The sequence below is a fragment of the Thermococcus litoralis DSM 5473 genome, from assembly GCF_000246985.2.
Classification (GTDB): Archaea; Methanobacteriota_B; Thermococci; order Thermococcales; family Thermococcaceae; genus Thermococcus_A; species Thermococcus_A litoralis.
The window spans coordinates 647,724-672,722 of sequence record NC_022084.1; the positions used below are offsets into that span (position 1 = coordinate 647,724).

Here is a 24,999-nt window from a genome sequence, read left to right on the forward strand (position 1 = left end):
TTGACTAGGTGGTATAAATGACGAGAAAACTTTATTATGAGGATACATACTTGAAGGAAGCCAAGGCAAAGATAGTCGAGATAAAGGAGAATGCCTTGCTTTTAGACCAGACCATATTTTATCCCACTGGAGGGGGGCAACCCCACGATATGGGCACTATAAACGGAGTTAGAGTTCTAGATGTCTACAAAGATGAAGATGGAAATATCTGGCATGTCGTTGAAGATGCGAGTGCCTTCAGCATTGGGGATGAGGTAGAATTAAAACTCGATTGGGAAAGGCGCTATAAGCTCATGAGGATACACACAGCGCTGCACCTCTTAGACCATGTATTTAATGAAGTTCTTGGAAAAGGAAACTGGCAGCTACATGGAAGCGGCATGAGTCCAGAGAAGGGCAGATACGATTTAAGATACCCCGAAAACCTTAATCAATACAAAGAAAAGATAATCGAGCTCTTTAACCGCTACGTTGATGAAGGAGGCGAAGTCAAAATCTGGTGGGAAGGAGAGAAAAGGTTAACCCAAATCAGGGACTTTGAAATCCTGCCTTGTGGAGGAACGCATGTGAAAGATATTAGAGAAATCGGCCACATAAAGAAGCTTAAACGCTCAAGTATAGGAAAAGGAGTTCAGAGAATAGAGATATGGCTCGAGGATTAAAACCATATCAATTAGAAAGATTTAAAAGTTCTGCAGAATTCATCTACTAACGCGCGGGGGTTGCCGAGCCTGGTCAAAGGCGCGGGATTNAGGGTCCCGTCCCGTAGGGGTTCCGGGGTTCAAATCCCCGCCCCCGCACCAAAAATTCTTTAAAGCCCTTGTTATAATAAAAGAGTATTTTATTGTGGAGATGAACACGATGAAAAAGAAAAAAAGTATAATCTTTTTGAGCCTGCTTATACTGTTAATAATGCTCTATACAAGCGGGTGCATAAATGACTCACATACAACAACAGAGAAAACTAAAACATTAATCAAAACAGAGACAGTAACAAACACAGAAACAGCTACTGTAACCACGACAACGACAAAAAGTGAGACTAAAACTGAAACTAAAAGCGAAACACTAGTCCAAACTACTACAATAACAGTAACCGAAACAATAACAGTTACATATACTCCAACACCTACCCTTACCTTACCCAGCAATCCTGCAAAAGTAGGGGAGCCTGTACTCATTAAACTAGACAACAAAACTATTGAAGTGACAATAATGGACTATATTAGAGGAGAAATAGCCAATTCCATGATAAGAGATGCCAGCACGTACAACGAAGAACCCCCACAAGGATATGAATACATTCTAGTGAAGGTCAAAATTAGATATCTCAGCGGGAATAAAAAATTATCTATAAGTCCCCTTCGTTTCAGAGTAATGATTGATGGTGCATTATACGGATATGAAAGCATAATGATGCCCTACGAAACTCCAGAGTTAGATCAAGTCTATTTACTTCCTGGAGGAAAAGTGGAGGGGTGGTTAGCATTTACAGCTCCAAAAGATAAAAAAGTGTTGATAGCGTATACGGACATATGGGGCGACCCCTTGGCTTATATAGAAATACCAGAGGAGTGAATTCTAAAAGTTTCGTTTTTATTTGTTTTGAGAACAAGAAAATGATAATTCAAAGACTAAGGAAAGAAAAGACTCATCTCGTTATCTGCACTTCTTTCATGAGCTCCAGCGGTTCTGGATGCTTCTCAAAGTACTCCCTAACAGGTTTGAGGAGCTTTATTAAGTATTCAGCTACTGCATTCTTCAAATCGAGGGGATGTACCTTGCCCTCGGCAAAGTCCTTCTTGAGTTCCTCGAATGTTGTATACGTCACATCTCCGCCAAACTTTGCTGGCCTGTGAATTGTGAACTCCGTTGGCTCTTCCCTAAAGATTATATGTTCAGCCCAGTCAAGTACTGGGTTGTAGTTAACTTCCTTTGCTGGACAGAAAGCCTTTCTAAGCTTTTGCTTTATCTCTTCTGGACTGTCATGGATGAAGACAGCTGAATAGGGCTTGCTCTTGCTCATTTTCATTGCTGCCTTGATCTCTTTGAATTCCTCTTCGCTTTCAATTGGCCATTTTGGAGGCTCTTGGAGACCTAAGAGGAGGTGGTGGTGAACAGCAACGGGTTTTACCTTTTCCCCTTCCCAAACGAGGGGATGGTATCTCAACTTTGGAGCAACCTCAATAGCAATGACGTGGGCTTTTCTTTGATCCATTCCAGCATGTGCTATATTGACTCCTTGGTAAAAGATATCTGCAACCTGCATGGCTGGATAGATGAGCTTCGCAAAATCAATTGCTTCTCCCATCTGTCTTCCCATAATCGTTATAGATCGCATCATTCTTGCCAGGGTGACGTTTTTTGAAATATCAATAACAGTCCTCCAGTAATCGCCTTTCTCTAGAATCTCACTAGCCAGAACGAATTCTACTTTATCTGGATCCCCGCCCATGACTTTAATGCTTTGCTTCATGCCCTCCTTAAAATAAGTTAGGGCAACTTTCTGTATAACCTCAAGATCCCCACCGAGCTTATCGTTAATCCAGCTGTGCCAGTCCGCAAGGAATATCCTCGTTTTTATCCCCGCTTTTTGGAAGTCGGCTATTTTTGCACCAGCCATTAATCCAGTGCCAAGATGAATGTAACCGCTTATTTCAAATCCAATGTAATGTTGCAAGGGCATTCCAATTTCCAGCAAATGTCTAAGATTCTCAAGTGTCAGCACTTCCTCAGTAGGTTTTTTCGTTATCAAGCTTATTTTCTCTTCAATATCCATTTACACCACCTACCTTCACCTACGAAATGACTCTTTTAAGCATTTCTTTAAACTATCCATACACTCAAAAATCTTATAACTTTCAAGTTTTATAAAATACTTTGGTGAACGCCATGAGGAAGCTTTCAATACTAATCTCAGTTTTTGTGTTGTTTGGTCTTTTTGGTATGGCTTTTGCTAGTGCAGCAACAGTTGCGGTAGATTTAGCCCACGGAGAAAACGAGAAGTACCTCGCAGAGGACGTCCTTGAATACGGAACCAACAAAACTCTCGCCCACGGAATTGTAAAAACTATTACTGATGTCGAATGGGGCTACTTCGGCGATCCAATGGCCGCAGATACTCTAGGCATTAAGCACCTGGGAGAAAAGATAACCGCCGATGCCCTTGCAAACGTTGACATGCTTATCCTCGGCCAACCAACAAGCCCATTCCAACCAGATGAAATTCAAGCCATTGCAGAGTGGTTTAAGCAAGGTGGAAAAGTTCTTTGGGTTGCCGCCGATAGTGACTATGGTAGCGGTCCCCAAGCCCAAGACATCGCAAACTCCGTTCTTGAACAACTCGGTGTTGGACACTTAAGAATTGATCTCTGTTCTGTTGAAGACCCAACAAGCAACGCCGGAGCATCTTATAGAGTTGTTGGTCTCGTGCAGCCAGATGACAACACCCCAGACAAAGAAAAGCTCACACAAAACTTCCAACATGGAGGAAAAGTCCTCTACCACGGCCCGGCAGTAGTTGCATGGGTTGATGATAATGGAAACTGGCAAAAACTCGTTGATGGAAACATTCCAGAGAACGTTTATAGGATTGTAAAGACTTCACAAGACGGTACTATTGTGGAGAACAACGACCCACCGGCAAATGCCTATACAGCTGGAGAAACTGGAGTATTCCCACTCTTGGCAGTTGAGATAATTAAATTCGACAATGGAAAGCAAAGCGTTCTCATAGTAAGCGGTGAAAGCCCATACGGTGACTACACCCCAACATGGGAGGCAAAGTACCACGGTGTTGACTTAGATGGCCCAGCGTTCGTCACAAACATTATCCACTGGTCATTAGAACAAGCAGCAAAAACAGAAACCCAAACCGGTGGCGGTGGAGGAGGAGTTTGCGGCCCAGCAGCTTTAGTAGGCCTAATCCTAATCCCACTGGTCTTTAGAAGAAAGAAGTAGTCTTGTATCTTTCCCTTCTTTTAAACTTTTAACATTTTTATGACAAAATTTAAAAATAGGCACCTGAACTTCAAAAGGGGTGAGCATTGATGAAAAAATTTGCGAGCCTTTCGGTTTTGTTCATCGTGTTGTTCAGTGTAGTTGCCGCAGGATGTATCGGAGGAGAAACCAAAACAGGAACACAGACAGAAGGAAAAGGAATAACCCTTGTCGTTTTAACGAGACATGACGTGACAATACAAGTGATGGCAAAGAAGATGTTCCTCCAAAGCGACATAGCAAAACAATACAATATTAAGGATATAAAGTTCATAAAGGCTCCTGAGTCATTATGGCCAACTTACATAGAAAAAGGAGCCGATATTGGATGGGGAGGAGGCCCAACACTCTTTGACGATCTTTTCAAGAACAATTACCTTGCTCCTATAGATGATCAAAAAGTTCTGGGGCTTATTGGCACCCAGATTCAAGAAACAATTGCTGGAATGCCCATGGTAAGAAAAGGAAATGAGGGGGAAATATACTGGATTGCAGCTGCTTTATCTTCATTTGGATTTACCGTGAATCATGACGTTCTTAAGAGATGGAACCTTCCTGTTCCCCAGAGATGGGAAGAAATAGCAAGCGAGACCTTTGCAATGGATCCACCCCAAGTGGGAATTGCCGATCCTACAAGAAGTACTTCAAACACAAGGATTTACCAGATAATTCTTCAGGCTTTTGGATGGGACGAGGGATGGAAGATTCTCACACTAATTGCTGCAAATTCAAAGATCTATGATGCCAGTGACGCCGTTAGAGAAGCCGTAATTGCCGGAGACATAGCCGTTGGAAACACAATTGACTTTTATGGATACACCGCAATGAAGCTGAATCCAGCTTGTGAATACATCATTCCAAAGGGACAGAGTATTATAAACGGTGATCCTATAGCCCTTCTTGTAAACTCCCAAAACAAAGAAGCTGCACAGGCATTTATCTATTGGGTTCTAACAGAGGGACAGAAGATATGGCTTGATGAGGAGATAAACAGACTGCCAGTCAATCCAAGTGTCTTTGATACTCCTGAAGGACAAAAGAGACCCGACCTAAAGAAGGCCTATGAGAGTGCCTTAAAGACACAGGGAATAGAATTCGATGACAACGAAGCCCTAGCAACGGTGAACTCAATGCAACTCTACTTCAAAGCTACATTAGTCGATGCAAACCAAGAACTCCACAGAGCATGGGTTTCATTAGTAAAAGCCTACAAGGAAGGGAAGATAAGTGAGGACAAGTACAAAGAGCTGAAAGCTAAGCTCCTTGAGCCTGTAAAGTTCAAAGATCCAGATACTGGAGAAACTGTAACCTTAACAGAAGAATATGCAAAGAAGATCAACGACAGGCTTGCAAAGGATTCTTCATTTAGAGACACCCTAATGCAAGAATGGAGAGACGCTGCAAGAGAAAAATACCAAAGTGTCCTCGCGGAGGTGCAAGGATGAAGGTTAGCAAATGGAGTGAAAGACTGTTTGGGACTCCGTTGTTTGAGCCCCTTGTCGCTTTCTCTTACATTTTTCCCCTCTTGTATCTGATAGTGTTCTTGATAGTTCCCGTTTTGTCTATGCTGCTCATTGCCTTTACATATGATGGAAATATCTCCCTCCACTGGTTTAAGAGCATATTGATGGATTCTTACTATATCCAACTCCCTCCACAAGGAGAGTTCGCTCAAAAGTTAACAACCTCAACTGGTGAGAGCTTATATTTAATCAGGGGTTTGGATTTTGGAGTTGTGCTAAACTCTCTTGTTGTTGCCGCATTAGTAACGCTCTTTACGGCAATTTTGGGAACCGTCTTTGCCTTTGTAATGGCGAGATACAACTTCAAAGGGAAGAACTTCTTTAGGATTGCCCTCTTTATCCCATTGTTGGTAACTCCTTTTGTGAATGCTTATGTCATAAAGCAGATGTTTAGCGAATTTGGGCTCATAAACTACATCTTCCACGAAGTCCTCCACATCCTTCCGTTTAGAATTAAAATAGATGGTTTAGCCGGTGTAGTTTTAGCCCAATCTATGGCTTATTACCCAATCGTTTACTTGAATGCCTATGCGAGCTTTATCAACATAGATCCAACCCTTGAGGAGCAGGCAGAAAACCTTGGAAGCAGGGGATTTCACCTCTTCAGAACGGTAACATTCCCCCTCGCTCTCCCTGGAATTGCTGCAGGGGCAACCCTAGTCTTTATATTCAGCCTTGAAGACTTAGCAGCACCAATCGTCTTCCACGGAGACCCATTGGCCAAGAAACTTATGTCATACCAGATATTCAGCAAGTTCATCTATGGCCTCGGAGAAAGAAGCCCCGAAATAGCGGCTCTTTCAATAATAATGCTTACCCTAGCAATAATTGCTTTCCTCGGCATAAGAAAGTACGTAAGCTTGAGACAATATGCGATGCTAAGTAAAGGTGGAAGGTGGAAGCCGAGAATAAGCGATCCAAAACCATGGCAAGCTCTCTTAATATACTTGGTCCTCCTCCCAGCATTGTTAATCACTATCTTTCCGCAATTGGGTGTGATAATGCTTGCCTTTTCTGAGAGATGGACTACAACAGTCCTTCCACAAGGCTTTACAATTGACTATATCAAGGAGATGATATTGAACCCTGACGTCAGAAGGTTCATCGTAAACAGCCTTACATATTCCGGAGCTGCTGTAATCCTCATAGTGCTCCTTTCAATAACCTCTTCCTATGCCACAAGCAGATTCAAAGGTGTTCTAAGTCCTATACTGGAGAGTATAGTGATACTCCCGATTGCAGTACCGGGAATTGTAGTTGCAATGGGATACTTCTATTTCTTCTCAGCGGTAACTCCAGAGAATTCACCGCTAAATCCAACATCACTTTATGGATTTAATCCGGCGTTGGTGCTGATACTTGCTTACTCCATAAGAAGGCTCCCATTTGCAGCAAGATCTGTTTATGCGGGCCTGCAGCAAGTTCATGTATCCCTAGAGGAATCATCCATAAACCTCGGCGCTTCAAGATGGAAAACGATAACAGGAATTTTAATGCCGCTAATATCTTTGAACGTCTTTGGTGGGGCAATGCTGAGCTTTGTCTATTCAATGAGCGAAACAAGCGTTGGAATAACCCTCGGTTCAATAAACATGGCACAAGCTCCGATAACAGCATTCATGAAAGAAGTCTTGATGTCTGCAGCGGGTAGCATAAACATAGCAGCAGCATTGGGAGTCTTGCTTATAGTGGTTCAGATAACCGCGATTGTGGTGGTTAATGTTATCACAAAGCAAAGGTACTCATTCATTGGATTAACATGAGGTGAGAATATGGTTGAAGTCAAGCTTGAGGGCATAGTGAAAACTTTCGGTGAAACCGTTGCCCTGAAAGGTATCGATCTTCACATAAAACACGGAGAACTGTTCACATTACTCGGGCCTAGTGGGTGTGGAAAATCGACCACATTGAGGATAATCGCCGGCTTAGATTTCCCCGACGAAGGACATCTGTACTTCGACGATGAAGAGGTAACTTACAAAAGCTCAAGTGAAAGGGGAGCCGTCCTGGTTTTCCAAAACTACGCATTATGGCCCCACATGACAGTTTACGACAACATTGCTTACGGACTCAAAATAAGAAAGCTCCCCAAACAAGAAATCGAAAAAAGAGTAAAGTGGGCCCTTGAATTAGTTAAACTCCAAGGATATGAAGATAGATACCCCACACAGCTCAGTGGTGGTCAGCAGCAGAGAGTTGCGATAGCAAGAGCCCTAGTAGTAGAGCCAAAGCTACTTCTGCTTGACGAGCCCCTCTCAAACCTAGATGCAAAACTTAGGCTGGAAATGAGATCGGAAATAAGAAGAATACAAAGGGAGCTTGGAATCACAGTTCTCTATGTCACTCACGACCAGGAAGAGGCAATGGCGATAAGCGATAGGATAGCCGTGATGAACATAGGACAGATAGAACAAGTGGGCACACCAAAAGAAATCTACGAAGAGCCAAAAACTGAGTTTGTCGCATCGTTTATGGGGAAGACCAATGTAATTCCAGCTGAAGTTGTGGAAAGAGAGGGAGATAAAGTAACGGTTGAATTTGAAAACTTCAGACTTGATGGGCTTACATACAAAGACAAAAACGATAAAGTTGTCATAGTGATAAGACCAGAGCGCATCAGCCTACATCCTATTGAAAATGCCGTGGCAATAACGGGCAAAGTTGATCTTATAGAGTACTACGGATTTTTCATTGAAGTCGTTGGACTGTTTGGAGAAAAGAGGATAATCGCCAGAACAATAAACGATAAAGACGTTGCCCATCTAAGACCCCAAGGGGAAGTGACCTTCTACATAGACAGAAACGATGTCCTTGTGCTTCCCAAACAAAATCTCTAATTCTCTTTTTTTCCTTTGGAGGTTGAGCAATGGAAATTTTAAAAGAGGGAAAGGTCTATGAAGTCCTCCTTACAACAAAGTCAAATATAACCCCAGTAGGAATTACTAGAAAGGGCAACAGATTGAATTTCAGGCTTTTTGAGGGTAAGAGCGCCAATGATATAAAAGAGCATCCTTATGGAGTCCTCCACATAACGTGGGACGTCGAGCTATTGGTAAAAGCCGCTCTTAACCTACCAGTTGAAGTAGAATTTGAAAATGCGAAATCGATCCCTATCAAGAAGATAAAGGGCCTTCCCAGTATAGAAGGGAGAATAGAATTCGTTGAAAGGGAAATAGAGGACGAATTGGGAAAAGCACGTGTTTTAGAGTGTTCACTGGTTCCAACATATGAAGATATACACCCATTATTCTTCCCTCCTCTCAGCCGGGCTGACTTCTACTTGCTGGAGATGGGCATACACCTCACAAGATTGTATGTGGCAACTAGATCATTAAACGTAAAGGAAGCTCAAAAGCTCTATTCCAAGATTTGGGAAGGCTATAGGCTTTACAAAAAGCTTGGAGGAGAGAGTGAACTCGCAGAGAAGATTATGGGGTTTGCAGTTGCAGCGTTAAGATGGAACCCTTGAGAAGAGTGACAACTTTTTTAATGTTTGAGTTCTCTACTATTTTGGTGATACCATGAGGCGAACACTTGCATTTTTGCTGGCGTTTCTGACTTTGTCCTTGATTAATGTAAACCCAGCAAGTGCAGAAGCACTCCCGGGGGATGTCCTAAAGATGCCAATGCCTGGAGCTCCTGCTATAGCACTTCCGGGAGAGACAATAGAAATACAGCCTCAAGAAGGCGTTGATATTACAGAGCTTACAATTGTCTCAGTTATGAACGGCCCATATAAGGTTGAAATTTTAGAAAAAGGAAATATAATAAAAGCCAAAATACCCGAAAATGTCGTTCCAGATGTTTACTTCCTTCAAGTTAAGTCAAACAAAGGAGAAGTAGTTATACCCAATGGTGTATGGGTTCTCAAAGAATATCCGAAGGTGCTTAGAATAGCACACATAAGCGATACCCACGTTACCAGTGGGACTAAGTTCGGTTACGTATGCGGAGAATACTTCCAGAGGGATATCAAGAAAATACAAGAACTTTGTGATGGAGGTCTGATCGTTCCACTCCACAGCTACGTTGCCACAGACAGTGTTTATACATATTGGAGCATGGACAACAGAGTTGATGTTATAATAAACACGGGAGACGTTGTTGATACCGCGGGAGATAGCAAAGGATACAAAATGCTCTTTGACATAATTTCTAGGGCAGCCGCAGCTGGAAGGCCAACGATAATAGTCAAAGGAAACCACGATGATCCACCAAATTATTATCCCAAGCTAATAGGTCCAACAGACTATTACCTCACCATAGGAAAGTTCCTCATTATAGCCCTAGACTCCCACGGAGATGAAGCCCATCCTTACATGAACCAGCTCGAATGGATGGAGAAAGTCCTTGAGGAACACCCAGACAAGATCCCAATAGTGATTGTCCATCACCCATACTGGTACTCCGCTCCTCAGGGATGGATTGGAGGAAGAATTGAAGGGTTCACAGCATTTGACGACAAAGATTGGGCAAACCTAACTCAGTATGTGAGCTACTACTGGATCGGTGGGCCAGAAAAAACAACTGAAGACATAGCAAGGAGATTCCTCCAAGATGTCGAGAAGTACAACATAAAGCTTGTTATGAGCGGACACATTCACCACGACAAGCTCCACATCTATGTAGATAAGAATGGCAATGAGCACTGGTTTGTAACATCAACATCAACAGGAGCACCAGACAAAGAAACAAACCCCCCAAGACCCGACAGGAGCCCAACATGGTATGGCTCAAAAATAGTCGAAATAGATGAAAACGGCAACGTTAGACTACCAGAGATTGAAGAGATGTTCGGAACACTTTTCAATGACTTCATCTCACTGCCAGTCCCGCAGGAGTTCATAACATTTAGGTGGGCAACAGACTTTGGAAGTGCCGTCAAGTTCATAAACTTACTCGGAGAAGAGAGCGGAAAGTTTGCGATAGAAGTCCCAGAAGGAGCACAAGTTGATGCAAGTGTTACAAATGTCACTTACAAGCTTCTTGGAGAAAGAAAGATTGGAGATAAGACCTACGAACTGTTTGAAATAGTCGTTCCAGAAGGAGTATCCCAGCTCGTAATAAGCAAAGGCAAGGACACAGAAAAACCTGAAATAAGCATTCCATACTTAACTCCTTCAAAACCAATGAAAGGAAAGCCATTTAAGGTTTACATAAGTGCCAAAGACAACCTTGGAATTAGGGACATCTACGTGGAAATAGAAGCCAACGGAAAAGTCACAAAATATCCAGCAGTGCAGTCAAGCGGGGGACAAGCAGACTACTTTATGGCAGAAATTCCAGGAGTTGATGCAGATGAATACACCATAAGAGCAGTAGCTGTGGACTTCTATGGAAATAGAGCAACATTCGAAAAGACGATCGGAGGGGCACAAACTACAAGCAAAACAACATCTCCAACAGAGAGCAAATCAACGTGTGGGCCTGCAGCACTTTTAGCATTCTCTCTCATTCCGCTTGCCCTACTTAGAAGAAGGAAATGATTGCTCTCTTTTTTATTCTTTTCATTGATCCCATATAGAAGAGTTTTTAAACCCACTTGCCTTCCCCATTCTAGGTGATGCCCTTTGAAATTTAAGGGGAAAGCTTTTGGCAATTTAGTTAGAATCGAATTTGAGATACTCAGCCTTAGCGAGCTTAAGATTGAAGACTTAAAAGATTTTGACATAGAGAACCTAAAAATTGAGCTTAAACCAACTTCTTCTGGGATAAAGATAGTCGGAATATGGGAAGGTGAGGTAGAAAAAGCTGGTGAGGGCATAAAGAAAGCCCTCGAAGAGAGTTATAAATTGAGAGATAAGATACTAAACAGGATGAAGGCAAAGATTGAGAGAATAAGGGGAGTCATGAAAAAGCTTGGGTTTACTGAAGAGGTTTTAGGTTATGGAAACCTTATCAAGTTCACAAAAAAGATTGGTGATTACGAAATAGCAGTTGTTGCTTCCTCCAAAGATGACCTTATTAGAGTGGAAGTTTATGGAAATGACAAGAAGGTAATAGGGCCAGAGATTGAGAACTTCTTTGAAGACGTAGACGTAGAGGAGCTCGAGGTTTACGGGTTAGATGAGGAAGCACAAGAAGAGAGACTCGTAATAAACCTTGAACTGCCAGAGGAAGAAGTACCAGAAACAAAAATAGTAGAGGCAATAAAATTAATCGAAAGCCTCTTGATGACCTAATTACTTATATTTTGCCTCTAATTGGATTTTCTTTATCTTTGCCATCAAACCTTTCTTGGGCAACGTGTCTTCCTCCAAAATCTTGCCACTTCTCAGATCTATTTTTGCATAGTAAATCGACTTATCGCCTACTAGTTTTATCACTGCATATCCTTTTTCCTTGTAAACGACTATCCTTTCCGTATTGAGGTTCTTTTCATTGAACTTTTCCAGTATATACCTCTTGTAGCTCTCCTCAATCACTATCTCAGTCAGGAAAACGTCGCTCTTTAGTATTTCCCCAGAACTTCTACCTATCAGAAGCTCTCCCACTCTTTCTTCTCCGACAAATTTAACTTTCCAGTTCTCATTAAGTTTTATCTCCTTTATGGTTGCAGGTATTCCTTTCTCTTCCAAGAATTTCTCCGCTATCTCCCTTACCACCTCAATTTTCAGCTGTCTATCTAATTCGTTCAAAATTTTTCCATCTTTGCTAAGGGATATTCTTAGAATAGATTTGTCATTCTCAAGCTCAGCCTTGTAAACTTCATTCTCCTTCTCCAGCTTCTTTATTTCCCATCCCTTATATTTTTGGAGGATTATCTCTCTGGCTTTCTGAGGACTTATCTCAACGAAATAATCTATTATGTCTCCCGTTTTTCCATCGGCATTTACCTTAATCTTCCCGTCAACACTCTCAAGGAGTAGCTCTAAATGGGTTGCATCGTAGAATTTGAAGTCAACAAGCTCAAGCCCCTTTATGTCAAAATTCTTTTCAATAAGGTTCTTAGCAGAATTTGCAATCTGATAAGGATGAAGGAGGTTTGCAACTACTTTATGTTCACCGTTCTCTAAGTTGAATTCAAGAACCACGACTTCCTTTGGAGTCATCACGTCTACTATTGCCCTATTTTCTTTTTCATCAAAGAATATCACTTCTCCGTCAGGATACAGTTTGGCGATTTCAGAGAATATTGCCTCACGTTTCATTTTTGACTTTCTTTTCATGATCCTACCACTGTAAAGATGCAGAGCAATCCCAAAAACAAACCGTTTAGTTTGTCCACTTATAATAGCTACGGAATCTTTTTCCTCTACAGAAATTTCTTCTGGGTTCTCTCCGAGAGATTTTTTGCACTCTTCTCTGGCTATTTCGATGAGCTTTTCCTTTGGAAGAGGGGTTATGTCTATTTTAATGTCATTCGTTTTAAGATCGACTTCAGCCTTGGCAGAATTTATGCCCACTTTGAGTGTCAATAGAGCTCTATTCGGGACATAAACCTTCCTTCTAGAACTTAGATAGATATTCGTTTGGGGAATCTCAAGTTCATCTGCAAGTTTTAATTTGAGAGCTATCACCGCCTCATTTTGAGAAATGGGGGATGTTATTTCAACTTCACTAGCTTTTATTGCAGACTCGCTTTCCAAGAGGGCTCTTGATACTTTTCTTTCCAATTCAACGTCTCTGCTTACAAAAGGGATTACTTCTTCCTTTGACAAAATTACTGCTTTGTCTTTTACCTCCTCTGTGTCTTTTTTAGCAGACCACAGGATTATATAGCCGGTAGAAAGCTCAACTACCAGCTCTTCTAGGAAAATGTCCTCTCGTTTTGTTTTATACCGAGATTCCATGAGCGATACGACCATTTCAAGAATTTTATTGGGTGAAAACGAGTATAACAATGGTGCATCCAAACGTATAACCTTCAACATGCCCCTTCTTTTGGCCTCTTCTTCTTTCTCCATCCTTTCCCTTTTGAGCCTTTCAACTAACTCATGGGGTACTGGAATTTCCCTGTCATTTAATTCCTTAACAAACCTCTCTCCATCCCAGGGAATTATTTTCCCCTTGTATTCTCTCCCCAAGAGCACTTTTGCATCCTTTGTGAATCCACTAACAGAAAGAAAAATCCCTCTATCTGCTTTAGCTTTTATGATGGCCTCTGCAAATTCTTCAACTTCCTTAGAAGATGCTAACCCTTTTGTTTTTACCTTTATTGCATACTTCTCAAGTCCAGATATTGGATCCTCACGGAGGGCTATGAAGTCGATTTTCCACTCTTCAGCTCTTACTCTCTCGGCTTCTTTAAACCCCAAGGATTCAATGAGTCGTTGAACGATACGAATTATATCCTCATCAGAGGCAGAGTTCAATATTTCCAACGTCCATTCCATAGTATCACGCTCACATAATAAAATAGGGATTTTCATATAAATTCGTTTTGCATAATACGCCTATCACCATTGGTGTTTAAAATAATCTTTTAACCATTTCTCATTCACATTCTCTCAGGTGAGAAAATGTTTAAGCTGATAGAGTTTAACTATCACGGGAAAACAGTCTTTTTTAGGGCGGATTTAAATTCACCCGTCAAAAATGGAAAGATAATCAGCGATGCCCGATTTAGGGCTGTTTTACCCACCGTAAGGTACCTACTCGAACACAATGCAAAGGTTGTTGTTGGAACTCATCAGAGCAAGCCCTATGAAGAAGACTACCTAACCACAGAACAGCATGCCGAAATACTAAGCTCCCTACTCGGTATCGAAGTAAAATATGTGGAAGATGTCTTTGGAAAATGTGCAAGGGAAGCGATAGCCTCTTTAAAACCCGGTGAAATACTTATGTTGGAGAACCTCAGATTTGCGGCAGAGGAAACCAAACAAGCTCCCTTAGAAAAGTGTGAGAATACGTATTTCGTTAGGAAGCTTAACCCCCTGATAGATTACGTAGTTACAGACGCATTCGCCGCAGCTCATCGATCACAGCCCTCTTTAGTTGGTTTTGCAAGGTTAAAACCAATGATACCCGGATTTTTAATGGAGAGAGAACTAAAAGCATTGAATAAGGCATATGAAAGCGAGGAAAAACCCAAAATCTATGTATTAGGTGGGGCAAAAGTTGAGGACTCACTTAGAGTTGCAGAGAATGTTTTGAGGAACGGAAAAGCCGACTTGATTTTAACAGGCGGTTTGGTCAGCCAAATCTTCACTCTGGCAAAGGGGTTTGATCTTGGGGATGCGAACATAAGCTTTCTTGAGAAAAGAGGATTAATAAAACTCATAGATTGGGCGGAAAAGATATTGAATGAGTTTTATCCTTACGTAAGAACTCCAGTAGACTTTGCAGTTGAATACAAAGGTGAGAGAGTCGAAGTAGATCTGTTGAGCGATAAAAAATGGATTTTTGACGAGAGACCGATTATGGACATAGGAAGTAGGACAATAGAAAAGTATCGAGAAATACTTCAGGAGGCTGCTATAATAGTTGCAAACGGTCCTATGGGGGTCTTTGAGATAGAAGAGTTTGCAAAGGGCACTGTGGAGGTCTTTAAGGCTATAGGAGAGAGTGAGGCATTCTCAGTTGTTGGTGGGGGACATTCAATAGCAAGCATATACAAGTACAACATAAAGGGAATCTCCCATATAAGCACGGGCGGTGGAGCAATGTTAGCCTTTTTTGCTGGAGAAAAACTTCCTCTTGTTGAGGCACTTAAAATAAGCTATGAAAAATTTAAAGATATAGGAAAAAGCTAAAATCAACCTATTGTAGCTTTTTCAAATTCAATCATGGCTACTCCCACAAGGAAAAGAGCCAGCAACGCTAGTACTCCAACGTCAGTTGTTAGGGCAAATTTTGTTACGTTTTCTCCAACAAGGAAATGTCTTGCTCCATCAACTGCGTAGGTTAAGGGGTTGATGTAAGCTAAGGCTCTCATCCATGAGGGCATTGCGTCTATTGGGTACATCGCGCCGCTCAGGAAGGTCAGCGGGAGCATGATGATGCCCAATACCATCTGGAAGCCCTCCATGCTCTCCATCTTCAAAGCCAGGCTGACGCCAAAGCCCTGGAAAGCTATCGAGAGCAGGAAGCCGATTCCAAGGACAGGAAGGAAGCCGCTCAGCTTGAGGCTCTCCGCGAGCGGGTAGGTGAGGACGAGTATTATCGCTCCCTGAGCCAGCGTCACGAGCGAGTCGCCGATTATCCGCCCCAGGATGCTCCCCCTCCTCGATGCGGGGGCAACAAGGACCTCCTTGAGAAAGCCGAACTGCTTGTCCCAGATGACGCTCATTCCACCCATGAAGCTCATGTTGAAGACCGTCATGGCGAAGATACCCGGCGCGAGGAATGTGAGGTAGTCAACTCCCCCGAAGATCATCTTCGCCATGGGGTTGTCGAAGACCTTGCTCCACCCGAGGCCGAAAAAGACGAGCCAGATTAGTGGGTTGATTACCATCCCGAATACCCTCGACCTCGCCCTGGTGAACCTCTTGAGCTGCCTGTAGGCCATCGTGGTTAGCGCCTCCATCATCTCACCTCCTCATCCTCATTCTCACGAAGGCCGCCATCGGGTTTTCAGGGCTTTCATCCCTTATCTCCCTGCCCGTCAGGTGGAGGAAGACGTCGTTGAGCGTGGGCCTGTGGTAGGTAACCTCGAGGATTCTTATTCCTCTCTCATTTGCGAGCTCGAAGAGCCCCGGGAGCGCTTCGGCAGCGTTTTCCACCTCAAGCGCCACCCTGCCGTCGGGAAGAACCTTGCATCCCCTGATGAAGCCACCTTCGAGGCACTTGAGCTCCTCGGGAGCTTCGAGTTTAAGATAGATCACGTCGTTTCCGACGAGCTTTTTGAGCTCCTCGGCAGTTCCTTCGGCGATTATCTTACCGTGATCTATGATGGCTATCCTGTCCGCTAACATCTCCGCCTCGTCCATGTAGTGCGTTGTGAGGAAAATCGTCATGTTGTGCTCCTCCTTCATGGCACGAATGTAGTCCCAGATGTGAGCCCTCGTCTGCGGGTCGAGGCCTATCGTCGGCTCATCGAGGAAGAGAACCTCCGGCTCGTGGAGGAGGGAGCGCGCTATCTCAAGCCTCCGCTGCATCCCTCCGCTGAAGGTCTTGACTGGTTTGTCCTTGAACTCCCAGAGCTCGACGAACTTGAGGAGGCGCTCTATCTTCTCCCTCAACTCGTTCCCCTTCAGCCCGTAAATCCTCCCGTGGATGTACATGTTCTCCCAGGCGGTGAGATCCCTGTCGAGGCTTGAATCCTGGAAGACTATGCCTATCCTTTTCCTGACCTCCATAGGCTCTTCAACAACGTCGTGTCCAGCTACAATGGCCTTTCCCGAGGTCAATTTTAGGAGAGTAGTTAAAACATGAACCGTAGTTGTTTTCCCTGCCCCGTTCGGCCCGAGGAAGGCGAATATCTCTCCCCGCTTAACCTTAAAGGAGACCCCTTTAACGGCCTCAAAGTCCCCGTACTTCTTGACGAGGTTTTCAACAACTATTGCTTCACTCATTCCGTTCCCTCCTTTATCTCGCCCAACAGAATCAATCTAACCCTCTTCGTGAACTCTGCAAATTCCTTCGCGAGGGCCCTCTTCTGCTCCTCGCTCATCTCGCTGATCGAGTTGAAGGCCTCCTTGAGAACTTCCGCCAGCTCTCTGCCGCCGAGCCTCGCGAATTCCTTAAAGCGCTCTGCGGTCTCAATGGCTTCATTCACCTCATACTCGTGCTCCTTTAGGTATTCCTTCCCCTTCTCGGTTATGCGGTAGAGCTTCTTCTCCCTCTTTCCCTCGCCGGCGACCTCTATAAGGCCGGCCCTCTTCAGGGAGGCTAGGATGGGATAAATCGCCCCAGGACTCGGGTGGGGCATGCCGTACCTCTTTTCCAGCTCCGCCATTATGCCGTATCCATGAAGCGGGCCTTCTTCCAGGAGCTTCAAAACGAGGAGTTTAAGATGTCCCTTAAACCTCGGTCGCTCCATTTCTTTCACCGATATATCAAAAGATATATCTTTTATAAACTTTGTCCCTAAAAACCCTTAATTACTCCATGAAGTACAGTTAATAGGTGGGATAATGAGGCTCATATTAAAACCCCTGTTCGAGGCACCTCTAACTCCCGATTTCATTGAAGTCATAAAAACAAAGCTCAAGGGAAAAGAAGTCAGAGAAGGTGATGTTCTGGAAATAGATCTGCTGGGAAAGCCTCTCAAGTTCAAGGTCATATATGCAGAGCCAGAGGTCATTAAGGTCACTGACTTAACGGCAATAGAGCTAAGCAAAGAAGAGATATTTTCCACAACACTTGAATTTGAAAAGGAAATTAAAGATTTACTTCTCGGAGAAAGCATTATTGCAGTTGTCTTTGACGATGAGGTTTTAATTTTAAACCAAAGAGGGCACAAGATTTTTAACCAGAAATTCGAGAAACTTAAAGAAGTTAGGGTTACAAAAAATACCGTATTGGTGATTCATAATGAAAACAAACTTACAATCATCCAAGTCTGATGGATTTACATTTAATGAGAGCTGGGAGGAAAAGAAAAAACGTGCCCAAGAGATAGTCAAAAAACTCATAGAGACCTATCCTAGAGAAAAAATCCTCATTGGGAATCCTTACAAAACGCTGATTCACTGCATAATCTCCCAAAGGATGAGGGATGAAGTGACTTACAAAGTGTGGAGGGAGTTGTTTAAAAAGTACAAGAACATCGAGACAATAGCGAACACACCCATTGAAGAGATGCAAGAGTTTCTGAGGAAGAACGGTGTTGGCCTCTGGAAAACGAAAGGCGAATGGATAGTAAGGGCTTCTCAAATAATTCTCGAAGAATATGGTGGTAAAGTTCCAGATAAAATTGAAGAACTAATGAAGCTCCCGGGTATAGGGAGAAAATGTGCAAACATAGTTTTAGCATACGGGTTTGGAAAGCAGACGATTCCAGTGGATACCCACGTAAACAGAATCAGCAAAAGGCTCGGCTTAGCTCCTCCGAAGGTTTCACCGGAGAAAGTCGAGGAATACCTCAAACAATTAATACCCAAGGATCTATGGATATATGTGAACCATGCAATGGTTGACCACGGAAAACGAATATGCAAGCCTATAAACCCCAAATGCACCGAGTGTCCCCTGCAGGATCTCTGCCCCTACGCAAAAGGTCAAATAGACAAGAGAGAAATAAGATAAAAGGGCTTATATACCTAAATCACCAAATTTCTTTTGGTGTTATAAATGAGATACGAGATTATTCAAAGACCAAGTTTTAGCTTGGTTGAGGTAGAATTGGAGGATGGGGAAGCCATTAAGGCAGAACCCGGAGCAATGGTTCATATGAGCCCAAATGTAGAAATAGAAACAAAGACAGGCGGAGTTTTTAAAGCCCTAAAAAGGTCAATGCTTGGAGGAGAAAGCATATTCATAAACACCTTTAGAGCCAGAGGGGGTAAAGGGAATATCGGCCTAGCCCCGCCGTATATGGGAGACATAGAGGCATTGGAGTTGAGAGGAACCCTATATGCCCAGAGTGGAGCATTTTTAGCTAGTTCTGAGAATATAGAGATAGACACTAAATTCGGCGGTGCAAAGACCTTTTTCTCAAGAGAAGGGCTTTTTCTGCTTAAACTAACTGGAGAAGGAACGGTATTCCTTTCAAGCTTTGGAGCAATATATAAAAAGGAGCTTAGAGATGAGCGCTTCATAATAGACACCGGCCATTTAGTGGCCTTTACGGAGGGTCTCGACTTTAAGGTAAGAAGAGTTGGAGGAATAAAGAGCACTATCTTTGGTGGCGAAGGACTTGTAGCGGAGTTCTATGGTACTGGGACATTATACATACAAACAAGAAGCATAGATAGCTTTTTAAGCTGGCTTATTCCCTTCCTGCCAAAGTCTCAAGGATGATATTTTTATACCCTCTTCTTTATACCTCTCCGGTGAGAAAAAGTGATAGGAGTGTCAACTCAGTGTCTATTTGATAAAAGCTTAAGTCTCGCCCTCCATAAAATTAAGAATCTCAACGTTGATTTTGTTGAGATCGTCAATGAAGGGTATCACGAGCTTAACAGGTACAACTATAAGACGCACAAGGAGTTTTTAGAAAACAACGGTTTAAAAAGCGTTATCCACGCTCCATTCAGCGATATAAACATAGGATCGTTAAACGAAAAGATAAGGAGAGCCTCTCTCAACATTATCTTTGAGACTCTGGAGGTAGCACATAGAATGGAATCCTTGCTTGTGGTAATTCATCCAGCACATAAGTCCCCACTAAGTGGAAAGTTTCCCAAAGCTTACGAAAAAGTCCAAAAACGCTCTCTAGAAGAAATAGACAGAGTGGGAGAAAAGATAGGTGTGAAGGTTGCTTTAGAGAATATGCCCTCCTTCTGGATACTTGATGGTCAAACTCCAGAAAGGATAGCAGAACTCGTTGATGGAACCAACATAGGCGTGACATTTGATGTGGGACACTTAAACACAACAACTGGAAACTTTGACGAATTTATTGAACTCTTAAGAGACAGAATAGTGTACATACACTTAAGCGACAATGACGGCACAAAAGACTCTCATTTGGCTCTAGGAGAAGGCACGGTCCCTTGGAGGGAGGTAATGAAAAAACTACCCAAAGTTCCCATGTCTTTAGAGATAAAAACCTTCGACGATGCTATTAAAAGTCTCAAATTTTTGAGTGAACTTCACAGCAATATTTGATATTCTTTCAATTTTTGGGCAATAATGCCTTTATTGATTCATCAGGGAGCTTATTTTACCTACATAAAACTTTTATACACAAGAAGATAAAGTTCAAGTGGAACTTTATTCATAAAATTTTAGAGGTGATACCATGGAAAGCCCAAAAATTGTCGAGGAACTCAAACCCTTCTTCGAGCCCAAGGCTGTCGCAATCATAGGAGCCACAAACAAAAAAGGAAAAGTTGGAAACGTTATTTTTGAGAACTTCAAAAGGAACAAAGAGCAGGGCATTTTTAAGGGCAACATTTACCCCGTAAACCCCAAGCTTGATGAAATCGAGGGGTATAAAGTATACAAGAGCGTCAAAGAACTCCCAGATGACACTGATTTAGCAGTAATATCAATTCCAGCTCCCTTTGTGCCAAACACAATGAGAGAAATTGCAGAAAAGGGAATAAAGGCAGTAGTAATTATTACCGGTGGTTTTGGAGAGCTCGGCGAAGAAGGAAAGAAAATGGAAGAGGAAATACTTCAAATAGCAAGGGAAAACGGAATAAGGGTCATAGGACCCAACTGTGTTGGAGTTTACGTACCCGATACAGGCGTTGACACGGTTTTCCTGCCTGAGGAAAAAATGGATAGACCTAAGAGTGGTTCAATAGCTTTCGTTTCTCAAAGTGGTGCTTTTGCCGCAGCAATGCTTGACTGGGCAGCTTTAGCTGGAATAGGAATCGGAAAGATGGTAAGCTATGGTAACAAAATAGACGTAGACGATGCTGATCTAATGGATTATTTCATTTACGATGACTCCATAAGGGTCGTCACCTTCTACATAGAAGGAGTAAAAGATGGTAGAAAATTCATTGAAGCTGCGAAGAGAATAACAAAGGTAAAGCCTGTTATAGCCCTTAAGAGTGGGAGGACAGAGTATGGTGCAAAGGCTGCATCTTCCCACACCGGAAGCCTAGCGGGGGCTGATGTGATTTATGATGCAGTGTTCAAGCAGACGGGGATTTTAAGGGCAGAAGACTTTGAGCACATGTTTGACGTAGCAAAGGCATTTGCAAAGTGCAAGCTTCCAAAAGGAGACAGAGTTGGAATAATTACAGACGGTGGTGGAGCGGGAGTTATGGCAAGTGATGCCGTTGCCAAATTTGGTCTTAAAATGGCCGAACTTAGCGAAGATACAATCAAATATCTAAAGGAGCACTTCCCACCACACGCAGTTGCAGGAAATCCGACTGATGTCGTTGGAGATACAGATGCCCAAAGGTACAAATACGCAATTGAAGCTTTTGTAAACGATCCAAACGTTGATGCAATAGTGGTAATCGTTCTCTTCCAAGTGCCGCTCTTAGATGAGGAGGAAATAATAGAAATCTTAGCGGACTACGCAAAGAAGAGTGAAAAACCAATAGTTGCGGTTGCCATGGGCGGTAAAAAGACAGAGTATTATGCAAAGATACTCGAAGAAAAAGGAGTTCCCGTCTATCCAACACCAGAAAGAGGGGTTAGAGCATTAGCTGGCTTAGTAAAATACTCCAAATATCTTGAAAAGTTAAAGGAGGAGTGATCCACTCCTTATTTCCTTATTATGGGGGGGTAATTATGAAAGATGAAGCTTTGAAAGTGATTGAAGAGATTTTGGCCCAAGGTAGGAAGGCTTTGGTTGAATACGAAGCAAAGCAGGTTTTAAAAGCTTATGGCTTGCCACTTCCAGAGGAAAAGCTTGCGAAAACCCTCGATGAAGCCATAAAATACGCAAACGAAATAGGGTACCCAGTCGTTATGAAACTCATGTCTCCACAGATTCTCCACAAAAGCGATGCAAAAGTCGTTATGCTTAACATAAAAAACGATGAGGAACTCAAACAGAAATGGAAAGAAATTCACGAAAATGCAAGGAAATACCGGCCAGATGCGGAAATTTTGGGTGTATTAATAGCCCCAATGCTCAAACCGGGAAGGGAGATCATTATCGGTGTCACAGAGGATCCGCAATTTGGCCACGCAATAATGTTTGGTCTCGGTGGAATCTTTGTGGAGATCCTCAAAGACGTAACCTTCAGAATAATCCCAATTGAAGAAAAAGATGCTTGGGCGATGATAAAGAGCATCAAAGGATACCCAATCCTAGCTGGGGCAAGGGGAGAACCTCCGGCAGACATGAAAGCTATTGTTGATATGATGCTAAAAGTCTCACAGCTCGTTGATGACCTCAAGGATTACATCAAAGAGATGGACTTGAACCCGGTCTTCATTTATCCCGAGGGAGAAGGAGCAGTTATAGTAGACGCAAGAATAATTTTGAAGTAGTCTCTGCAGAAAAATAATCCAACCCTTATTTTATTTTTCTTCCATAATTCGATATTTGAAGTTCTGTTTTTGTAAGGCGCGAGTTTACATGAAACTTTGTTTAAAGTTTTGTTTGAATTTGTCAAAATGCTCTAATTCTTTGTAAACGTCATAATTACTACATTCCCACATAATACAAAAGTATATATTACTTAAGTCCTATTCATAGTAATAAGTTGAGTTTTTTGAGTGCCTGGTACCTTACCAAAAGGCTATCAAAAGGCTGGTTCTCAAATAACTCAGATACACAGCGTAAGAGGGGGTGAAAATAAATGAGCACAGAAAGAAAAAGAATCCTCCAAACGATAATCGACGAAATCTGGAACAGGGGAAATGTGGAAGTAATAGACAAGTTTTACACACCAAATTTCAAAAATCACCATCCTAATATTCCTGAGGTTTCAGACTTTGCCTCATTTAAAAAATGGGTAGTTGAAGTTCACAAGACGCTTCCAGATTTTCACGCAACTATCGAAGACATGATAGCTGAGGAAGATAAAATTGCGGTACGGTGGACAGTAACTGGAACCCAAAAGGGCGAGTTTATGGGAATTCCACCTACTGGAAAAAAGGTCCGCTTTGAAGGTATGACTGTATACCGCTTCGAAGGAGATAAAGTTGCAGAAATGTGGTGGGTAAGCAACGAGATTGCTATTTTACGACAGCTTGGTGTTTTTCCACCAAAAAGATGACATCATTTGCATTCTCTGAACTGATCTCCTTTTTTTATTTTTAAGAGTGACTTCCAGAACTTTTGGCTTCTTTCCCAAGAACTCGGCGGCCGTTAAAACACTTTTGTTGAGCTTTTCTCCAACTTCCCACACCTCTCTCGTATGCTCCCTAAAATGACGCTCTCGCGGGAGGTGGTGATCGTAGATAATAGTCTCTGCATCTGTCTCTTTCACAATTCTAACCGCATTTTCAATTGCTCTTCTTAAATTGATTTTATTGAGGAGGTAACCAAGCATATATGTCATAGGGCCGTCTAAGACTAAGATATCTGGATTTTCTCTAATTATCCACTCCGCATAGTCTTCTATTATAGGGCCATTTAAATCACTTGAATGGATTAACTTTTCTTCTTCATGTTCAATAACAGTTGAAATCACCCAACCCACTCTTGAAAACTCTATTCCATGAAAGAGAGGTTTCGTAAATTTGACTTTTGTGTCTCCAAACTGAAATTCTCTCCCATCAGCAAACACAACTCGAAGATTCTTGAAACTCATCTCAGGAATTTTTGGGTTTCGATTCCATTTATTGACCCTATTTCTGAACCACTTAAGGCCTTTTTCAAGGAGTTGTTTCCTTCGCTTGTTGTAATCTCCGAAATCCTTGGAGAATGCTATTGGTAGCTCTTCCATTGGATTTGGATATTCTCGCGATTCTGGTTCTTTCCAGATATCCTCCAACTTTAATTCTCCATAATACCTGTAGAAATTGGAATAAAAATACTCGGCTCGTTCTCTCTGGGAATCGTTTATATACTCATTTGGGTTCTTAACTAAGAGTGTTTTTCCCCATACATATCTAAATCGCTTGGAAAGTAGTGATCGTAGTGATAGTGAGAAATTACAATAATATCGGCCTTTTCACTGGCCTTTTTTATTGCCTTCTCCCCCTCAATAAGCCATTCGATTTTCTCTTCTTCAGTGGCTGGAAAACTTGGATGCATAATAGCGACACCCGGATCTATTAAGATCGAGATGTCAGGTGTTTTAACGAAGACACATGAACTCTTGGATCCCAAGGAATCAAACCACACAGGCTTAAAGGAGAGTACCATGTTATGAAGTTAATCCTCCAAGATTTAAATCTTAGCTTCCATCACTATCTTTGGATGAGATGCTTATAAAGAATTAAATTTTTATTTACTATTCAAAGTTTTATATAGTTACTCATTTGTAATCTAGAAGAAGGAGCTTTTTAAGGACTTACTTTTTTTTTAAGAAATTTAGAAACTTGAAGTTGGTAACTTAGAGTTTACGAAAAGAATAAATATTTATAGCAACATATCAAATTATGCATAATGTTAAACTGGAGGGAGTATTAATGGGAGAGTATATCCCTCCCATCGGAGAGGATCTTGGACACGGGCTTGGAAGTGTTGTAGTTGAAGTCGGTGGCCCAGGACCAATATTCACTCAGATTATGCCAGTCCTTTTCGTAGTTATTTGGTCCTTACCGTTAAAAGACAAAACCTCAGGAGGTGAAAGTGCATGAGCTATTTGCCTCCTGTTGGGGGTGATGTTGGTATTACTTCAGGAATTACCAAAGAAATAGCAATAAGCCATGCGTATGTATTAAATGTTGGCGGTACGGTTATGGCGGCTGCGGCAGTATGGGTTATTGCTGCAATGTATGTCGCAGTTGTTTGGGGAGTAGCAGCATGGATAGCAAAGTGGCTTTTACATGGCAATGCTTCCCTAATTAGAGATCCAAAGATACAGCATAGCACCTTGAGTAAAAACTTGACATAAAA

26 protein-coding genes and 1 tRNA gene are annotated in these 24,999 nt (G+C 42.3%); 20 read left to right on the forward strand and 7 right to left on the reverse strand.

Features of this window, described 5'->3' with window-relative positions:
• Nucleotides 1-17 precede the first annotated feature (17 nt).
• The 3 genes from OCC_RS03625 (at nt 18) to OCC_RS12215 (ending at nt 1,578) form a co-directional block, all read left to right on the forward strand.
• Entirely contained in the window at nt 18-662 is a 645-nt protein-coding gene (locus OCC_RS03625; protein ID WP_004069818.1) for an alanyl-tRNA editing protein, read from the forward strand.
• A 53-nt stretch (nt 663-715) separates the two neighbouring features.
• Nucleotides 716-803 (forward strand) — tRNA-Leu (locus OCC_RS03630).
• A 58-nt stretch (nt 804-861) separates the two neighbouring features.
• Nucleotides 862-1,578 (forward strand): DUF4352 domain-containing protein, encoded by a 717-nt coding sequence (locus OCC_RS12215; protein ID WP_004069816.1) that lies wholly within the window; start codon nt 862-864, stop codon nt 1,576-1,578.
• A 73-nt stretch (nt 1,579-1,651) separates the two neighbouring features.
• Here the strand turns inward: OCC_RS12215 and OCC_RS03635 are convergent, their stop codons facing one another.
• Nucleotides 1,652-2,779 carry a tyrosine--tRNA ligase gene (locus OCC_RS03635; RefSeq protein ID WP_004069814.1) on the reverse strand — a complete coding sequence of 376 codons (1,128 nt, stop codon included), beginning with the start codon at nt 2,777-2,779 and terminating at the stop codon, nt 1,652-1,654.
• Nucleotides 2,780-2,892: 113 nt separating this feature from the next.
• On the opposite strand from OCC_RS03635, the gene OCC_RS03640 reads away from it, so the two are divergent.
• The 7 genes from OCC_RS03640 to OCC_RS03670 all read left to right on the forward strand — a co-directional run bounded on the left by OCC_RS03640 (nt 2,893) and on the right by OCC_RS03670 (nt 11,704).
• Nucleotides 2,893-3,960 (forward strand): CGP-CTERM sorting domain-containing protein, encoded by a 1,068-nt coding sequence (locus OCC_RS03640; protein ID WP_004069812.1) that lies wholly within the window; start codon nt 2,893-2,895, stop codon nt 3,958-3,960.
• 89 nt (nt 3,961-4,049) lie between these two features.
• Nucleotides 4,050-5,444, forward strand: a complete 1,395-nt coding sequence (locus OCC_RS03645; protein WP_004069810.1) for an ABC transporter substrate-binding protein — start codon at nt 4,050-4,052, stop codon at nt 5,442-5,444.
• Nucleotides 5,441-7,285, forward strand: coding sequence for an ABC transporter permease (locus OCC_RS03650; RefSeq protein ID WP_004069808.1), 1,845 nt, complete (start codon nt 5,441-5,443; stop codon nt 7,283-7,285). Before OCC_RS03645 ends, OCC_RS03650 begins: the two co-directional genes overlap by 4 nt.
• Before the next feature lie 9 nt (nt 7,286-7,294).
• The gene (locus OCC_RS03655) at nt 7,295-8,359 is read left to right on the forward strand and encodes an ABC transporter ATP-binding protein (protein ID WP_004069806.1); all 1,065 of its coding nucleotides are present in this window, start codon (nt 7,295-7,297) and stop codon (nt 8,357-8,359) included.
• 29 nt (nt 8,360-8,388) lie between these two features.
• Nucleotides 8,389-8,991, forward strand: a complete 603-nt coding sequence (locus tag OCC_RS03660; protein ID WP_004069804.1) for a DUF447 domain-containing protein — start codon at nt 8,389-8,391, stop codon at nt 8,989-8,991.
• A gap of 52 nt (nt 8,992-9,043) precedes the next feature.
• The gene (locus OCC_RS03665; protein WP_004069800.1) at nt 9,044-11,008 is read left to right on the forward strand and encodes a metallophosphoesterase; all 1,965 of its coding nucleotides are present in this window, start codon (nt 9,044-9,046) and stop codon (nt 11,006-11,008) included.
• An 84-nt stretch (nt 11,009-11,092) separates the two neighbouring features.
• Entirely contained in the window at nt 11,093-11,704 is a 612-nt protein-coding gene (locus OCC_RS03670; protein WP_004069798.1) for a hypothetical protein, read from the forward strand.
• Here the strand turns inward: OCC_RS03670 and OCC_RS03675 are convergent, their stop codons facing one another.
• Nucleotides 11,705-13,858 carry a restriction endonuclease gene (locus OCC_RS03675; RefSeq protein ID WP_004069796.1) on the reverse strand — a complete coding sequence of 718 codons (2,154 nt, stop codon included), beginning with the start codon at nt 13,856-13,858 and terminating at the stop codon, nt 11,705-11,707.
• Between the two features lie 126 nt (nt 13,859-13,984).
• Here OCC_RS03675 and OCC_RS03680 point away from each other — a divergent pair, with 126 nt between their 5' ends.
• The gene (locus OCC_RS03680) at nt 13,985-15,220 is read left to right on the forward strand and encodes a phosphoglycerate kinase (protein ID WP_004069795.1); all 1,236 of its coding nucleotides are present in this window, start codon (nt 13,985-13,987) and stop codon (nt 15,218-15,220) included.
• 2 nt (nt 15,221-15,222) lie between these two features.
• Here OCC_RS03680 and OCC_RS03685 read toward each other — a convergent pair whose 3' ends face one another.
• From OCC_RS03685 to OCC_RS03695, 3 genes are read right to left on the reverse strand one after another with little or no spacing between them, the layout of a single operon-like run.
• A complete protein-coding gene (locus OCC_RS03685; RefSeq protein WP_004069793.1) occupies nt 15,223-15,993 on the reverse strand; it encodes an ABC transporter permease in 771 nt (256 codons plus the stop codon).
• Between the two features lie 4 nt (nt 15,994-15,997).
• Nucleotides 15,998-16,981: an ATP-binding cassette domain-containing protein gene (locus tag OCC_RS03690; RefSeq protein WP_004069791.1), complete on the reverse strand. Its 984-nt coding sequence runs from the start codon at nt 16,979-16,981 to the stop codon at nt 15,998-16,000.
• Nucleotides 16,978-17,448 (reverse strand): helix-turn-helix transcriptional regulator, encoded by a 471-nt coding sequence (locus OCC_RS03695; protein ID WP_004069789.1) that lies wholly within the window; start codon nt 17,446-17,448, stop codon nt 16,978-16,980. The genes OCC_RS03690 and OCC_RS03695 overlap by 4 nt, the downstream gene beginning before the upstream one ends.
• A 94-nt stretch (nt 17,449-17,542) precedes the next feature.
• On the opposite strand from OCC_RS03695, the gene OCC_RS03700 reads away from it, so the two are divergent.
• The 7 genes from OCC_RS03700 (at nt 17,543) to OCC_RS03730 (ending at nt 23,209) form a co-directional block, all read left to right on the forward strand.
• Nucleotides 17,543-17,974: a DUF6849 domain-containing protein gene (locus tag OCC_RS03700; RefSeq protein WP_004069779.1), complete on the forward strand. Its 432-nt coding sequence runs from the start codon at nt 17,543-17,545 to the stop codon at nt 17,972-17,974.
• Nucleotides 17,943-18,656, forward strand: coding sequence for an endonuclease III domain-containing protein (locus OCC_RS03705; protein ID WP_004069777.1), 714 nt, complete (start codon nt 17,943-17,945; stop codon nt 18,654-18,656). Before OCC_RS03700 ends, OCC_RS03705 begins: the two co-directional genes overlap by 32 nt.
• Nucleotides 18,657-18,701: 45 nt before the next feature.
• A complete protein-coding gene (locus OCC_RS03710) occupies nt 18,702-19,370 on the forward strand; it encodes a TIGR00266 family protein (RefSeq protein ID WP_004069775.1) in 669 nt (222 codons plus the stop codon).
• 42 nt (nt 19,371-19,412) lie between these two features.
• Nucleotides 19,413-20,180 (forward strand): sugar phosphate isomerase/epimerase family protein, encoded by a 768-nt coding sequence (locus OCC_RS03715; protein WP_004069773.1) that lies wholly within the window; start codon nt 19,413-19,415, stop codon nt 20,178-20,180.
• 133 nt (nt 20,181-20,313) lie between these two features.
• Nucleotides 20,314-21,735, forward strand: a complete 1,422-nt coding sequence (locus OCC_RS03720; protein ID WP_004069771.1) for an acetate--CoA ligase family protein — start codon at nt 20,314-20,316, stop codon at nt 21,733-21,735.
• Nucleotides 21,736-21,770: 35 nt separating this feature from the next.
• Entirely contained in the window at nt 21,771-22,478 is a 708-nt protein-coding gene (locus OCC_RS03725; RefSeq protein ID WP_004069769.1) for an acetate--CoA ligase family protein, read from the forward strand.
• A gap of 311 nt (nt 22,479-22,789) precedes the next feature.
• Nucleotides 22,790-23,209: an ester cyclase gene (locus OCC_RS03730; protein ID WP_004069767.1), complete on the forward strand. Its 420-nt coding sequence runs from the start codon at nt 22,790-22,792 to the stop codon at nt 23,207-23,209.
• Here OCC_RS03730 and OCC_RS03735 read toward each other — a convergent pair.
• Nucleotides 23,174-23,929 (reverse strand): MBL fold metallo-hydrolase, encoded by a 756-nt coding sequence (locus tag OCC_RS03735; protein WP_020953640.1) that lies wholly within the window; start codon nt 23,927-23,929, stop codon nt 23,174-23,176. The genes OCC_RS03730 and OCC_RS03735 overlap by 36 nt on opposite strands.
• A gap of 92 nt (nt 23,930-24,021) precedes the next feature.
• Nucleotides 24,022-24,303: an MBL fold metallo-hydrolase gene (locus tag OCC_RS12220; RefSeq protein ID WP_082662999.1), complete on the reverse strand. Its 282-nt coding sequence runs from the start codon at nt 24,301-24,303 to the stop codon at nt 24,022-24,024.
• Nucleotides 24,304-24,569: 266 nt separating this feature from the next.
• On the opposite strand from OCC_RS12220, the gene OCC_RS12575 reads away from it, so the two are divergent.
• Nucleotides 24,570-24,740 carry a hypothetical protein gene (locus tag OCC_RS12575; protein WP_020953642.1) on the forward strand — a complete coding sequence of 57 codons (171 nt, stop codon included), beginning with the start codon at nt 24,570-24,572 and terminating at the stop codon, nt 24,738-24,740.
• A complete protein-coding gene (locus tag OCC_RS03740; protein ID WP_004069765.1) occupies nt 24,737-24,997 on the forward strand; it encodes a hypothetical protein in 261 nt (86 codons plus the stop codon). Before OCC_RS12575 ends, OCC_RS03740 begins: the two co-directional genes overlap by 4 nt.
• Nucleotides 24,998-24,999 lie beyond the last annotated feature (2 nt).